Origin of the sequence: Rhodospirillum rubrum ATCC 11170, from assembly GCF_000013085.1 — a bacterium.
Taxonomy (GTDB): domain Bacteria; phylum Pseudomonadota; class Alphaproteobacteria; order Rhodospirillales; family Rhodospirillaceae; genus Rhodospirillum; species Rhodospirillum rubrum.
Genome location: NC_007643.1, coordinates 452,557 through 465,557, shown reverse-complemented (window position 1 = coordinate 465,557; position 13,001 = coordinate 452,557). Strand labels below are relative to the sequence as shown.

Below are 13,001 nucleotides of genomic sequence, written 5' to 3'. Positions count from 1 at the left end.
GCCTTCTCTCCGCGCAAGAAGGGCTCGCGCCCCTCTCCTCTTTTTTACAAAGGCGTGTCGTTCGTTGAGCCTAAGGCTCGAACGGATTGGCCAGCCCAAGGCTGGCGGTTGGATCATGTGGGGCGCGGCCGCTGCCGTCATCGGGGGCTTGATGACGATCCTTTAGGCCATAATCGCGAAGAACCGCCGCGACCCGCAGGCGGTAATCGGCGAAAAGACCCTTGCGGCCGGCGGCCTGGGCTTGGCGATGGGCGGTAAGGCCGCGCCACGCCCTCACCGCCTCCTCGTCGCGAAAATACGACAGTGACAGAAGTTTTCCGGGATCGGACAGGCTTTGGAAGCGCTCGACCGAAAGGAAACCGTCGATCTTTCGCAGATCGTCTTTCAATTGGGCGGCGATCGACAAATAGCTGTCCATCGCCCCTTCGGCGGGCCAAACCTCGAAAATGACCGCGATCAAAACAGGGACCTCCTTTTCTTGAAGCCCCTGTCGTAAGCCATTGATGGTGTGAAATGCTTCGGCTAGAACCGAAGTATGAAGGAAGGACCCGATATCTCACAGGTCGCCACGCTGATCGGCGATCCGGCGCGCGCCAATATGCTGACGGCCTTGATGGCGGGCAAGGCGCTGACGGCCGGAGAACTGGCGGGCGAGGCGGGCATAACCCTGCCGACCGCCTCGGGGCATTTACGCAAGCTGGAAACGGGCGGCCTGATCCTTGCCCGCAAGCAGGGCCGGCACAAATACTTCACCCTGGCTGGCCCCGAGATCGCCCATCTTCTCGAGGTCCTCATGGGCTTCGCCTCGGCGCGGGGCCATTTGCGCACCCGCACGGGCCCACGCGATGGGGCGCTGCGCGGCGCGCGGGTATGCTACAACCATCTGGCCGGGGAAGCCGGCGTTCAGATGTTCGATGCCATGATGGCGCGGGAGTATCTGGGGCTTGCCGCCCAGGGGCTGACCGTGACCGACAGCGGCCGCCGCTTCGTGACTGATCTGGGGATCGACCTGGACGGCCTTCAGGCCAAGCGCCGTCCGCTGTGCCGGGAATGCCTGGATTGGAGCGAGCGGCGCTCCCACCTTGCCGGAAGCCTGGGCCGGGGATTGTTTGAGCTGATGCTCCGCGAGAACTGGCTTGAGAAAACGCCGGGCACGCGGATCGTCACCTTCCGCCCGAGCGGGCTGAAGCGCTTCACCGACCTGTTCGGCCCGCCCCCGCCCCTCTGACTTCGCGGAAAAGCGCCCGCCGGCCCCTCTCAAAGGGCCGGGGGGCCGATCGAACGCTCAATAGCCCACCGTCGCCGCATCCGGGTCGCGCGGGTCCGAGGCGCCATAGACGGCGCCGCTCGCGCCATCGCGCATGATCGATTGCGTCGACCCCATCGCCGGTTTTAGGGCGATCGTATGGCCCTTGGCCTGCAGGATGCGGATCGTATCCAGGCTGATCCCCTCCTCGATGCGCAGTTCATCGGGCAGCCACTGATGATGGGCCCGGGGGGCGGTCGAGGCCTCCGCCACGTTCATCTTGTGATCGATCATGTTCATGATCACCTGCAGCACGGTGGTGATGATCCGCGCCCCGCCGGGCGAGCCGGTGACAAGCCAGACCTTGCCATCCTTGAGCACGATCGTCGGCGTCATCGACGACAGCGGCCGCTTGCCCGCCTGAACCGCGTTGGCGTCGCCGCCGACCAGCCCGAAGGCGTTGGGCACACCGGGTTTGGCCGAGAAATCATCCATTTCGTTGTTCATCAAAACACCCGTCCCCTCGGCCACCAGACCCGAGCCATAGCTCAGGTTGAGGGTATAGGTGTTGGCAACCGCGCTCCCGTTCTTGTCGATGATGGAAAAATGCGTGGTCTGGTCCGATTCATAGGGCGTCAGATCGCCGGGCCCGATGGTGGCCGAGGGACGGGCGAAATCGGCGCTGATCGTCTCGCGCATGGCCGCCGCGTAATCCTTGCTCGTCAGCGCCGCCACCGGCACCGCCGTGAAATCCGGATCGCCCAGATAATGCGCGCGGTCGGCGTAAGCCAGCTTCATGGTTTCGGCCATCAGATGAAGGGTCTGTCCCGTGTTCTGGCCAAGGGCGCCGATCGGATAGCCCTCTAGCGCATTGAGGATCTGGACCAGATGCACGCCCCCCGAGGAGGGCGGCGGCATGGAGACGATCTCATAGCCGCGATAGCCGCCGCGCACCGGCTCGCGCATCACGACCGTGTAATCGGCCATATCCTGGGGGGTGATAAGCCCACCCGCCGCCTGTACGGCGGCCGAGATTTTTTCGGCGACCGCGCCCTTGTAAAAGCCGTCGGGGCCTTCGGCGGCGATCGTCTTCAGCGTTGCCGCCAGATCGGCCTGCACCAGCCTATCGCCGGGGCGATAATCGGCCCCGCCCTCTTTCAAAAAGATGCGGGCGGACGACGGAAACGCCTCAAGCTGCTTGCGGGCGTCCTTCAGGCTGTCGGCCAGCTTGGGCGTGACGACGATGCCGCCTTCGGCCAAACGGATGGCCGGGGCGATGACCTCGGCCCAGTCCATCGAGCCGAAAGCATCGAGCGCCGCCTTCATCCCGGCGACCGTGCCCGGGACGCCCGAGGCCGCGCCGCTGTAGAGCGACTTTCCGCTGTCGGCATTCCCCTGGGCATCAAGGAACATGTCGCGGCTGGCGCCGGCGGGGGCCTTTTCGCGATAGTCGATGGCGACGGTTTTGCCGGTTGGGCCGTCATGGACGATCATGAAGCCGCCGCCGCCGATATTGCCGGCCTGGGGCAGCGTCACCGCCAGGGCGAAGGCGACGGCGACGCCGGCGTCAACGGCGTTGCCGCCCTTGGCCAGAATGTCGCGGCCGATTTCAGCGGCCAGCCGTTCTTGGGCGGCGACCATGCCATGCTCGGCCCACACCGGATGGATGCGGTCCATCGGGTCGAAGATGGCTTTTTCCTGGGCCATGCTCGGCAAGGTCAGCGCCGCGAAGGCCAGACCCGTGGTGACGACGACCTTCAACACCCCCATTCCAACCCCCTGCCCGTCTTCGACCCAAACGCCAAGACCGCGACGCCCTTAAGCGCGCCTGCACTCTGCGAAAAGATCACAAGTTTCCCGCGAGTAAGAAGGGAGATGGTCAGGGCCGAAACACTTTACAAGGGAATGCTCTCCAGAAGGGAGCGTCCGCCGTAAAGCGCGCCGACAAAACGGGGTCTGACCCCTTTTCACTTTTTACTTTTTAAGACGGTGAAGCCGGCGACGGCGCGGGCCTCAAGGACGACGACGAGGGCGCCCCCGCCGTTTCCGCGCCCGCGAGCGCGGCGGACCGGGGATCACGTCATCGTCAGGATGATTTTACCTTGGATGCCGCCGGCGGCCGCGCGCTCATGGGCCCGCGACGCCTCGGCCAAGGGGTAGGAGCTATCCACGACCACCCGGACGCTTCCGTTATCAAGCAGAGGCGCGGCCTCGGCCAATTGCCTGCCGTTCGAGCGGACCTGGGTCGACGAGACCGTGATCCCCCTTTTCTCCGCCTCCTTGTGGGCGGTGAAGCCCAGCGGGTTGACCAGGAACAGCGCTCCCCCCCGCTTCAGGGGGCGGAGAAGGCGATCCATCTGCGGGCCGCCGACCGTATCGAGAACAAGGTCCACGTCATGGACAACCTCGTCGGCCGCCGCCCGGGTATAATCGATGAACCGATAGACGCCGAGGGCCCCCATCAAGGCCTCGTTCTTGCCCGACGCCACGGCAATGACGCGCGCCCCCTTCCCCTTCGCCAATTGAACCGACAAATGCCCGACGCCGCCGCCGGCGCCGTTGACGAGAACCGTTTTGCCTTCAAGCGGCACCGGCCGATGCCGGACTGATTGGAAGGGGTTCGGTTCATCATGGCCCAGATCGATCAGGAACTGCCACGCCGTGAGCAGCGACATGGGCGCCCCGGCCGCATGACAATGATCGATCCCCGCCGGTTTCAGCGCCAGATCCGATACCGGCACCTTGATGTATTGGGCATAGGCGTTGCTGCCGGTCATCACCTTTTCGGGGAAGCGCACCATCGCGTAAACCTCGTCGCCGACGCTGAAGTCCCCCCCGTCATCGCCGACCGCCTCGACGACACCCGACACGTCCGTACCCAAAATCAGCGGAAAGGCGGGATCGGGCCGCCACTCCGCGGGCAACGCCCGGTACCCGTCGCGCAAATACCAGTCGGGCGGATTGAGGCCGGCCGCATGGACACGGACCAGCACCTCGCCAGAAGCCGCGACAGGTCGGGGCGCGTCTTCGTAGCGCAACACCTCGGGGCCGCCGAACGCGTGCAAGCGAACGGCTTTCATCATCGCAGAGGACATGATTTTCTTCCCGGTTTCAGATGCGGCACCTAAGCGGGGCACCTCTGCGCATATGCGGAGCCGGGATCCGTTTGTCAAAAAAGAGAGGAAACAGATAGTAAATAGGGTCTGACCCCTTTTTACTATTTTGCTAAGCGCCGCGCACTTCTAGGCTTTCCAGGGGCACCCATCCCGTGGCGCCGTCGGATGCGCGTGTCGCCCAGAGCCAGCCGTTTAATGAGCGGTTGCCACGCAGTCTTTCTCCTTTGGCAACACTCAGTTCCCTATTGGTGAAATCCTCCAGCACCGTACCGCTGCCGTCCGCATGACGATCAAGGATTTGCCGGGGCACAAAGCCAGCTTCTTGCCCCGGGGCCGAACAGAGATACCAGTCTGGCCAGTCTTCGGGACCATCATAGCGCTCGCCAATCGAAACCCGATCCCCACTTCTCAAGGTCAGTGGTTTAGGAAATTCGCTGACATGGGACTGGATCACCACATAGGTCAGGTCAGTCATTTTTTCTCCGCAATTTTTCTTCGCAGCTTATCTCTATCAAGGCAGAAAACACCGGCAAAGAAGTCCCATTAGAAAGAAGTGATACCATCAAACTTTGGCGTTTTCCCTAGGAAAAATCCGTGCGCTTATTTTTACTTAGGCGTCCACTCCTGATTTTTTCTCTTTTAATACGCTCTTTTTTCCAACCCCTTTCCTGGCGCGGAGCTTGCCGTGCTTGCCGGCAAGCTCCACCAAGCGCCTGAAGGTAGGACATTCCATGTGCGAGGGGGCGCGGCACTCGGCGACGTGGCGCAGGGTATCGCGCAAAGCCGTCAGGTCGCGGATTTGTCGATCCAGCGCGTCGGCCTTTTCATGGAGCATGGCGCGCGGCAGGTCTGGCGCGCCGGTTTTGCCAAACATCGCGGAAATCTCGTCGAGCGAGAATCCGGCGGTTTTTCCCAGCGCGATCAGCTTCAACTGCACCAGCACCTCGGGGGCGAACTGCCGGCGCAGGCCATGGCGGGCGATCGAGGAAATCAGGCCGACCTCCTCGTAATAGCGAAGGGCCGAGGCGGGGAACCCCGTTTGCGCGGAGACCTCGCCGATATCGAGGACTTTCATGCTTGACCTCAAGTTGACTTGATTTCGTAGCCTGCCCCATCAAGACGTTTCCAGCAAGAGGGCGAGGATATGAAACCACCAGGATCATCGGTGCCGGTCGCGGCGAACCGGGGTGTTACGACGACGTTGGCGCTGTCGATGCTGCTGGCAGCTTTGGGCACCAGCATCGCCAATATCGCCCTGCCAAGGCTGGCCGAGGCCTTTTCGGCGCCGTTCCACCATGTCCAAGGGGTGGTCATCGCCTATCTCGGGACTTTGACCGTTTCGGTGCTGATCGTCGGGCGGCTGGGCGATCTCCATGGACTAAGGCGCATGCATCTTGTCGGCCTCGGGCTGTTCGCCGTCGCCTCGTTGCTCTGCGCCCTGGCGCCCACCCTTTGGCTTCTGATCGGCGCCAGAGCGCTCCAGGGCCTGGGCGCCGCCTTTCTGATGAGCTTGTCGATGGCGCTTATGCGCGAGACGACAAGCCCGGAGCGCATGGGGCGGGCCATGGGTCTGCTCGGCACGATGTCAGCCCTTGGAACGGCGCTTGGCCCTTCGCTCGGCGGGGCGCTGCTCTCGGCCAGCGGCTGGCGGGGGATTTTTCTGGTCCAATGCCCCTTGGCGGTCTTGGCCTTGATCCTCGCCTTCGTGTCGTTGCCGAGCCCGGCGGGCAAGGAGAGCGGCCCGCCGACGCGCGTCCGGGCGATGGTGAAAGTCGCCATGCTGCCCGCGCTTCTGATCAATCTTCTTGTCGCGGCGGTGATGATGACGACGCTGGTGGTCGGCCCCTTCTATCTTGGTCGGGGGCTCGGTTTGGCGGAAACGGCGGTCGGCCTGGTGATGGCGGTCGGTCCGGCGCTGGCCATCGTCAGCGGCCTGCCCTCCGGGCGGCTCGTCGACGCCTGGGGCGCGCGGCGGGTTGTCGGCATCGGGCTGGCCATGCTGGCCGCCGGGGCCTTCTTGTTGTCGGTCCTGCCCAACAGCCTTGGCGTTGGCGGTTATGTCCTGGCGATCCTCGTCCTGACGCCGGGCTACCAGCTTTTTCAGGCCGCGAACAACACCGCCACCCTGGCCGACAGTCCCAAGGAGGGGCGCGGCGTGGTCTCCGGGCTTTTGGGTTTGTCGCGCAATATCGGCTTGATCCTGGGCGCTTCGGTCATGGGCGCCCTCTTCGCCTTCGCCGTGGGCAGCGAAGACGTCGGCCGGGCCTCCGCCCTGGCGATCGCCAAGGGCATGCAACTGACCTTCCTGGTCGCCGCCGGCCTGATGGTCGGCGGGCTGTGGATCGCTTGGCTGACCGCCCGCCGTCATGGGGAAGCGCAGGGGCGGTGACCGGCCATCGTCCTTAACGCGGGAAGGTTGGTGGCCTCAAGGCTACCGCTCCGACCATACGGCCAGTTCATAGCCATCGGGATCGTGGAAGTGGAAGCGGCGGCCGCCGGGAAAGGCGAAGATCGGTTTGACGATCGGCGCGCCGGCGGCTTCAAGGCGGCTTTGGATGACGCTCAGATCGTCGGCATAGATGATTACCAGCGGCCCGCCGGGGCGAACGGCGCCGTCGGTGGTGAAGCCGCCCGTCAACCGGCCGTCGGTGAATTCGCAATAGCTTGGCCCGTAGTCGGTGAAGGTCCAGCCGAAAACCGCGCCATAGAACGCCTTGGTCCGCTCAAGCGCGCCAACGGTGAATTCGATATTATCGATCCGCCGATCCCGCCCCGTGGTGTCGTCCATCGTCCATCATCCCTTGCCTGGTCGAGAATCGGCGCGCCCGGGGGACGGATCAAGGTCCCTCCCTCGGGCGCCGGCGTTATTTCAGGTGGTCCACCCAGGCGGCGATGCGTTTGCCCGTCAACGAGGACTGGTTGTCCTCGTCAAGGGCCAAACCAACGAATTGGCCGTCGCGCTCGGCCAGCGAGTAGCTATAGTCATAGCCCTGGGTGGCGGTGAAGCCGACCACCGTCGCCCCCAGGGCGACCACCCGATCATAAAGGATCCCCATGGCATCGACAAAGCTGTCGGGATAGCCGATCTGATCGCCGGTGCCAAACAAGGCCACCCTTTTGCCAGTCAGCTTGGCCGAGTCCAGCACGCCAATCCTGCTCTCCCAATCGCATTGCAGATCGCCCAGGCCATAGGTCGGGGCGCCCAGGATCAGCAGATCACAGCCTTCCAGATCATCGGTGGTCGCCACCTTGATATCGACCACCTTGGCCTGCAACGGACTGGCGATGCGTTTGGCCACGCCCTGGGTGGTGCCGCCATCCGAACCGTAAATGACCGTAGTGCCCATTCGTCTCTCCCATTGATAAGTCCGCGCCCCGGCCGGACCAGCGGTCCACCCGGGCGTCGCGGAAAATCACGGTAGCGAGAATGAGAAGCGGGCGCAATTTGATTGGACCGGCCACCCCAGGCTTTGGTTTCCAAGGGTTCCCAAGGCGCTCAGTGCCCGGGGCCGCCCGGGCCGGGTCCCGGCTGGAAGCCCGGCGAGCGGCCTTGTCCGCCGCCCGGCCCCCTCCCCGGCCCGCCTTGGCCGCGGTCATCACGTCTTTGCGGCGAGGCTGGCCGCTCCGGGGGCGGTTGGGGGGCGGGCGCCGCCTGTGCCGGACCCCTTGGCCGCCATTGCTCCTGGCGCGCGTAAAACGGCTTCTCGCGGTAATGATCGGCCCAATAGACCGGGAAATCGAAGACGACGACCGGCGGTGGCGGTCCCTGGATCAGCGGAACCGGGATGCCCCGGGGTCTGGCCCGCAGATAGTTGCCCGAGACCCAGCCGCGGTTGGCCCCCCAGATGACATCACACCACGTATAACCGGCCAGACAGCCGATGATATCCAGGCCGACGGCGGCGGGAACCACCACCACGGCGGGGAAATCGGTTCCGGGACCGGCGCGCATGCGCACCGCCGAGGCCGACCAACCGGGGTCGGCCAGGGCGGGAGCGGCGGCGACCAGGGCGCTGCCCAGCAGCGCGGTAGCCAAAGTCAGCTTCATCTTCGTCTTCCTTGCCGGGCCTGGGGGTCCTTGACGCGCGCCGCCGCGCGGCGTGCTGGGCACCCCCCAAAGGCGGCTTCCCTTATAAGGGGGGAAACCGTCGGAAAGAAGACGATCGGGCGGCGAAAAACAGTGGCGGCGCGGACGGCGGCCCCTGGCGATCGCTTTGCCGCCCCGACAGGTCTCAAAGCGAGCAAGACCTGCGATCAATCCTCTCAAAGTGGCACTTTTCCCCCCACCCCCCTGACTGCGGGGAACGCGAAAGGGACCCCGCCGCGCACAAGGCGGATTTTTCGTGCGCGCAAGAGTGGTCGGGTAGACTTTCTGCTGTTACAAATCCGGGAGCCGCCGGTATCGGCAGCGGACTCGCGCCCGGGGATGGGGGCGGATCGTTTGACGACAGACTGCCCAGGACCTCTCGAGCCGTGGACGGACACATCGGTGAAGCGCGACGCCATCAACGAAAAAGTACTGAAGCTGCTCGCCCGTTTCGGCTCCATCGACATGCGGGCCCTGGTGGAGGAGGTCTCGCGGGTCGACGCCGGGGCGATCTTGCAATCGGGCGTGCTGGTCGACACCCAGGGCAAGGTCCAACTGGGACAGGTCGGCGTGATGGAGGCGCTGCTGGTGATGGCGCTCGGCGGCAAGCCCTCGATCACCATGCCGCGCTCGATCGAACCGGTGCGCGACGCGCTGATCTTGTTCCTCAAGCTCAATAACACCGATCGCTTCGGCTATCGCACCGACGACCGGCCCGAGCGCTGGGCCTTCCGCATTCTCGATCAGCTTTTCAGCGATTTCGCCCAGCGCAAGACCCTGTCGGTCAAGGACCGGCTGGTCTTGCTCCATGTCTCGGAGAACCCGCTGTGGCACGCCGCCTTCGCCTATGCCCTGCAGCTGTATCTTCAGGTGATGTCGCGGGGCAACGCCTTCATCCAGGCGACCGACAAGCCGGCGATGATCGCCACCGCCACCGCCTTCCGCACCGCCGTCGAGGTGCGCCGCGCCAAGATCCCCAAGCTCAAGTATGGCAATCCGCTGGCCGGCTTCAAAGAGATCACCGAATACGCCATCGGTCAGTATTTCGACGGCCAGGATCTGAACGACGCCATGAACCAAACCCTGGTGCAAACCCAGCTCGGCACCGGCGGCGAGGGCGGCCAGGAACGCTTCAAGGCGTTCCTTGATCAGAACCGCATCACCATGGAGATGTTTCCCACCACCGCCAGCCAGCTTTATTCCCAGGTCGGCTCGTCGATCCAGTTCAAGCACACGGAGGAGGAGGTTTCCAACGTGCTTTATCTGTTCGCCAAGCAGATCAACCAGCAAAAGCAGATCGAGGCGATGTTCGCCAATTTCGCCGAGGCGGCCTTTCCGGTGGCGGCGAAATGCAGCAAGCTGATGTCGTTCCAGGGGCTGCAGGTCAATGACGCCGCCAATCTGCTGGCGCGCTGGATGCGCGAATCGGGCGCCCTGGACGATATCCGCAGCGCCGATCCGCGAACCCGGGTTGAAGCGGTGCTGGAAACCATCGGTAAGGATGAACTGACCAATCTGATGGCCTTTCGCGGCGGTCGCACGACCACCGGCGATCTGACGCCCGCCGCCGTCAGCCAGTATGTGCAAGGCCATGTGCGCATGCTGACGCTGAACGCCGTTAATCAAAAGATGCAGCGGGTTCAAACGGCCTTGAGCAGCCAGATGGAGGCCGCCGAGGCTTTCGTCGCCCGCCCGGGGTCGGCGATCCTCAAGGATATGACCTTTGGCGTCGACGAGTTCTTCCGCACCTTGCGCTCGGTCTTTCGCGATATTTTCGAAGCCGCCGACAGCAATCGCCAGATGCAGACGCGCAGCCTCGACGAGTTCAAACGCAAATACGGGCCGCTGTCGACGATCAGCGTGCTGGTGCCGCGCGATCCGCAGATGGCGACCGGCGCCTGGATCACCCATGCCCGCAAGGAGATCGGTCAGGTTTCCAATTACGTTTTCGAAAAACGCATGCAGCGGAGCTGAGCCGGGGGACGGCCAGTCCTTGGGGCCTTGGGGCTTTGCGCCGATCGCCCCCCTGGCCCAATCCGTTCGCGCGCGCTATGGTCCGAAAGTACGGGTGGAATACGGAAGGACGCCCCGCCCATGACCATCGGACCGCTCGCCCTCGTCATCTCGCTGTCCCAGCAGATGTGCGTTTATCTGGTCGTGGCCTATCTGCTCAGCAAGACGCCGCTGTTCATCCCCTTGGTCCATGTGACCATCCGCCTGCCGCATAAGGCGGCCTGCTACGCCATTTTCTCGTTGTTTTGCATCATGGGCACCTATTTCGGCCTGCGCATCGATGATTCGATCGCCAATACCCGGGCGATCGGCGCGGTGCTCGGCGGAATGCTGGGCGGGCCCTCGGTCGGGCTGGCGGTCGGGCTGACCGGCGGCCTGCACCGTTATTCGATGGGCGGCTTCACGGCCTTGGCCTGCGCCATTTCGACAACGGCCGAAGGGCTGATCGGCGGCCTCGTCCACCGCTATCTGGTCAGTCGCGGCCAGACCGGCAAGCTGTTCCAGCCGCTGGTGGTCGGGCTGGTGACGCTGTTCGCCGAGGTCTGCCAGATGCTGATCATCATTCTGGTCGCCCGGCCGGCGGTCAACGCCGTGCATCTGGTGGAAACCATCGCCCTGCCGATGCTGGTGGCCAATTCGGTGGGGGCGGCGATGTTCATGACCATCCTGCTTGACCGCCGGACGATGTTTGAAACCCAATCGAGCGTGTTCTCGGCCAAGGCGCTGAAGATCGCCGCCCGCGCCGAAGGAGCGCTGCGTAGCGGCTTCAACCGCGAAAACTCCATGCGCGTCGCCCGCATCATCTATGAGGAGACCGGCGTCGGCGCCGTGGCGATCACCGATCGCGACAAGATCCTGGCCTTCATCGGCATCGGCGACGACCACCATAAGCCCGGCATGGCGGTTACCTCGCTGCAGACCCTGGAATCAATCCGCGAGAACCGGGTGATGTATGCCGATGGCAATGAGGTGGCCTATCAATGCTCGATCAGCCCGACCTGCCCCTTGGGCGCCGCCCTGGTCATCCCGCTGGTTGACGAGGGCGAGCAGGTGATCGGCACCATCAAGCTTTACGAGCCCAAAACCCGGCTGTTTTCGACGATCAATCGCACCTTGGGCGAGGGCGTGGCCCGGTTGCTGTCGACGCAGATCCTGGCCGGGCGCTATGAGCAGCAGCGCCAGTTGCTTGCCCAATCCGAAATCAAGCTGCTCCACGCCCAGGTCAATCCGCATTTCCTGTTCAACGCCCTCAACACGCTTTCGGCGGTGATCCGCCTTGATCCCGACCATGCCCGCCATCTGGTGCAAAGCCTGTCGACCTTCTTTCGCAAGAACCTCAAGCGGACCAGCGAACAGGTGACGCTCAACGACGAGGTCGAGCAGGTCAGCGCCTATCTGGAAATCGAACTGGCGCGCTTTGGCGATCGGCTGTCGGTGGATTTCAATGTGCCCGCCGATTTGGGAACCGCCACCTTGCCCACCTTTTCGCTTCAGCCGCTGGTCGAAAACGCCATCAAGCATGGCACCGCCCAATTGCTGGGCGATGGACGGATCGGCGTTTCGGCCGAGCGCCAGGGCGGCGATCTGGTGGTGCGGGTGGAAGACAACGCCGGGCTTTATGAACGGCGGCCCGGCGGCGACGGCCTGGGGATGAATTTGGTCGACCGGCGGATCCGGGCGCGCTATGGCCAGGGCTATGGTCTGAGCGTTGAGTGCGAGCGCGATGTGGTCACCCGCGTCATCTTGCGTGTGCCGTTTGACCCAAGCCCCGCCGGGGTCGCTAGCCCCGCTTTCGAAAAGGTCGGCCCGTGAAGATCCTGATCGTCGATGACGAACAGCTTGCCCGTGACGAATTGCGCTGCCTGCTGGACGGGGTTGGGGATCTGACCATCGTCGGCGAATGCGCCAATGCCATCGAGGCGATCGCCGCCATCAACCGGCTGTCTCCCGATGTGGTGTTTCTAGATATCCAGATGCCGCGGGTCAGCGGCCTGGAAATGCTGAGCATGCTTGATCCCGAGCGCATGCCGCGCATCGTTTTCCTGACCGCCTATGATGAATACGCCGTGCGCGCCTTCGAAGAGCACGCCTTTGATTACCTGCTCAAACCCACCGATGCCGCCCGCCTGGAGAAAACCCTCCAGCGCCTGCGCCGCGACCATACCCCCCAGGACCTCAAGCCGCTGGAGAAAACCCGGCCGCTGACCCATATCCCTTGCCTGGGCCATAACCGCATCACCTTGCTCAAGGTCGGTGATGTCGAGATGGTCACCTCCAAGCCCAGCGGCGTCTATGTCATCGGTCCCGACGGCGAGGAGCGCTTCACCGAGCTGACCCTGCGCACGCTCGAGGAGAAAACCAAGCTGGTGCGCTGTCACCGCCAGTATCTGGTCAATCCCGAGCGCATCAAGGATATCGCCTTCGCCGACAACGGTCTGGCCGAGATCGTGACGATCGCCGGGCAGACCGTGCCGGTCAGCCGCCGTTTCCTGGCGGCGCTGAAGGAGCATTTGGGGATCGGCTAAGCCCGTCCTTGGCG

At 64.0% G+C, this 13,001-nt stretch carries 13 protein-coding genes; 5 read left to right on the top strand and 8 right to left on the bottom strand.

Annotation, left to right across the window (positions count from 1 at the left end; translation table 11 throughout):
- Window positions 1-70: 70 nt before the first annotated feature.
- Window positions 71-460, bottom strand: coding sequence for an antibiotic biosynthesis monooxygenase family protein (locus tag RRU_RS02040; protein ID WP_011388146.1), 390 nt, complete (start codon window positions 458-460; stop codon window positions 71-73).
- 75 nt (window positions 461-535) lie between these two features.
- Between RRU_RS02040 and RRU_RS02035 the strand changes: the two genes are divergently transcribed.
- On the top strand, window positions 536-1,228 hold the full coding sequence (locus tag RRU_RS02035; RefSeq protein ID WP_011388139.1) for an ArsR/SmtB family transcription factor: 693 nt from the start codon (window positions 536-538) through the stop codon (window positions 1,226-1,228).
- Between the two features lie 57 nt (window positions 1,229-1,285).
- Here RRU_RS02035 and ggt read toward each other — a convergent pair whose 3' ends face one another.
- The 4 genes from ggt to RRU_RS02015 all read right to left on the bottom strand — a co-directional run bounded on the left by ggt (window position 1,286) and on the right by RRU_RS02015 (window position 5,437).
- Window positions 1,286-3,016 (bottom strand): gamma-glutamyltransferase, encoded by a 1,731-nt coding sequence (ggt, locus tag RRU_RS02030; RefSeq protein ID WP_011388138.1) that lies wholly within the window; start codon window positions 3,014-3,016, stop codon window positions 1,286-1,288.
- 305 nt (window positions 3,017-3,321) lie between these two features.
- Window positions 3,322-4,341 carry an NADP-dependent oxidoreductase gene (locus RRU_RS02025; protein ID WP_011388137.1) on the bottom strand — a complete coding sequence of 340 codons (1,020 nt, stop codon included), beginning with the start codon at window positions 4,339-4,341 and terminating at the stop codon, window positions 3,322-3,324.
- Window positions 4,342-4,471: 130 nt separating this feature from the next.
- Window positions 4,472-4,837 carry an SH3 domain-containing protein gene (locus RRU_RS02020; RefSeq protein ID WP_011388136.1) on the bottom strand — a complete coding sequence of 122 codons (366 nt, stop codon included), beginning with the start codon at window positions 4,835-4,837 and terminating at the stop codon, window positions 4,472-4,474.
- 135 nt (window positions 4,838-4,972) lie between these two features.
- A complete protein-coding gene (locus tag RRU_RS02015) occupies window positions 4,973-5,437 on the bottom strand; it encodes a helix-turn-helix domain-containing protein (RefSeq protein WP_011388135.1) in 465 nt (154 codons plus the stop codon).
- Window positions 5,438-5,527: 90 nt separating this feature from the next.
- Between RRU_RS02015 and RRU_RS02010 the strand changes: the two genes are divergently transcribed.
- On the top strand, window positions 5,528-6,751 hold the full coding sequence (locus RRU_RS02010) for an MFS transporter (protein ID WP_237703821.1): 1,224 nt from the start codon (window positions 5,528-5,530) through the stop codon (window positions 6,749-6,751).
- A 42-nt stretch (window positions 6,752-6,793) separates the two neighbouring features.
- Here RRU_RS02010 and RRU_RS02005 read toward each other — a convergent pair whose 3' ends face one another.
- The 3 genes from RRU_RS02005 to RRU_RS01995 form a co-directional block, all read right to left on the bottom strand.
- Complete coding sequence (locus RRU_RS02005) at window positions 6,794-7,150, bottom strand: VOC family protein (protein ID WP_011388133.1); 357 nt, start codon at window positions 7,148-7,150, stop codon at window positions 6,794-6,796.
- A 76-nt stretch (window positions 7,151-7,226) separates the two neighbouring features.
- Window positions 7,227-7,709 (bottom strand): flavodoxin FldA, encoded by a 483-nt coding sequence (gene fldA / locus RRU_RS02000; protein ID WP_011388132.1) that lies wholly within the window; start codon window positions 7,707-7,709, stop codon window positions 7,227-7,229.
- Window positions 7,710-7,858: 149 nt separating this feature from the next.
- A complete protein-coding gene (locus RRU_RS01995; RefSeq protein ID WP_014625929.1) occupies window positions 7,859-8,410 on the bottom strand; it encodes an SH3 domain-containing protein in 552 nt (183 codons plus the stop codon).
- Window positions 8,411-8,851: 441 nt separating this feature from the next.
- Here RRU_RS01995 and RRU_RS01990 point away from each other — a divergent pair, with 441 nt between their 5' ends.
- The 3 genes from RRU_RS01990 to btsR all read left to right on the top strand — a co-directional run bounded on the left by RRU_RS01990 (window position 8,852) and on the right by btsR (window position 12,987).
- A complete protein-coding gene (locus RRU_RS01990) occupies window positions 8,852-10,423 on the top strand; it encodes a hypothetical protein (protein WP_014625928.1) in 1,572 nt (523 codons plus the stop codon).
- A gap of 120 nt (window positions 10,424-10,543) precedes the next feature.
- The gene (locus RRU_RS01985) at window positions 10,544-12,274 is read left to right on the top strand and encodes a sensor histidine kinase (RefSeq protein ID WP_011388130.1); all 1,731 of its coding nucleotides are present in this window, start codon (window positions 10,544-10,546) and stop codon (window positions 12,272-12,274) included.
- Complete coding sequence (gene btsR, locus RRU_RS01980) at window positions 12,271-12,987, top strand: two-component system response regulator BtsR (protein WP_011388129.1); 717 nt, start codon at window positions 12,271-12,273, stop codon at window positions 12,985-12,987. Before RRU_RS01985 ends, btsR begins: the two co-directional genes overlap by 4 nt.
- The last annotated feature ends 14 nt before the right edge of the window (window positions 12,988-13,001 follow it).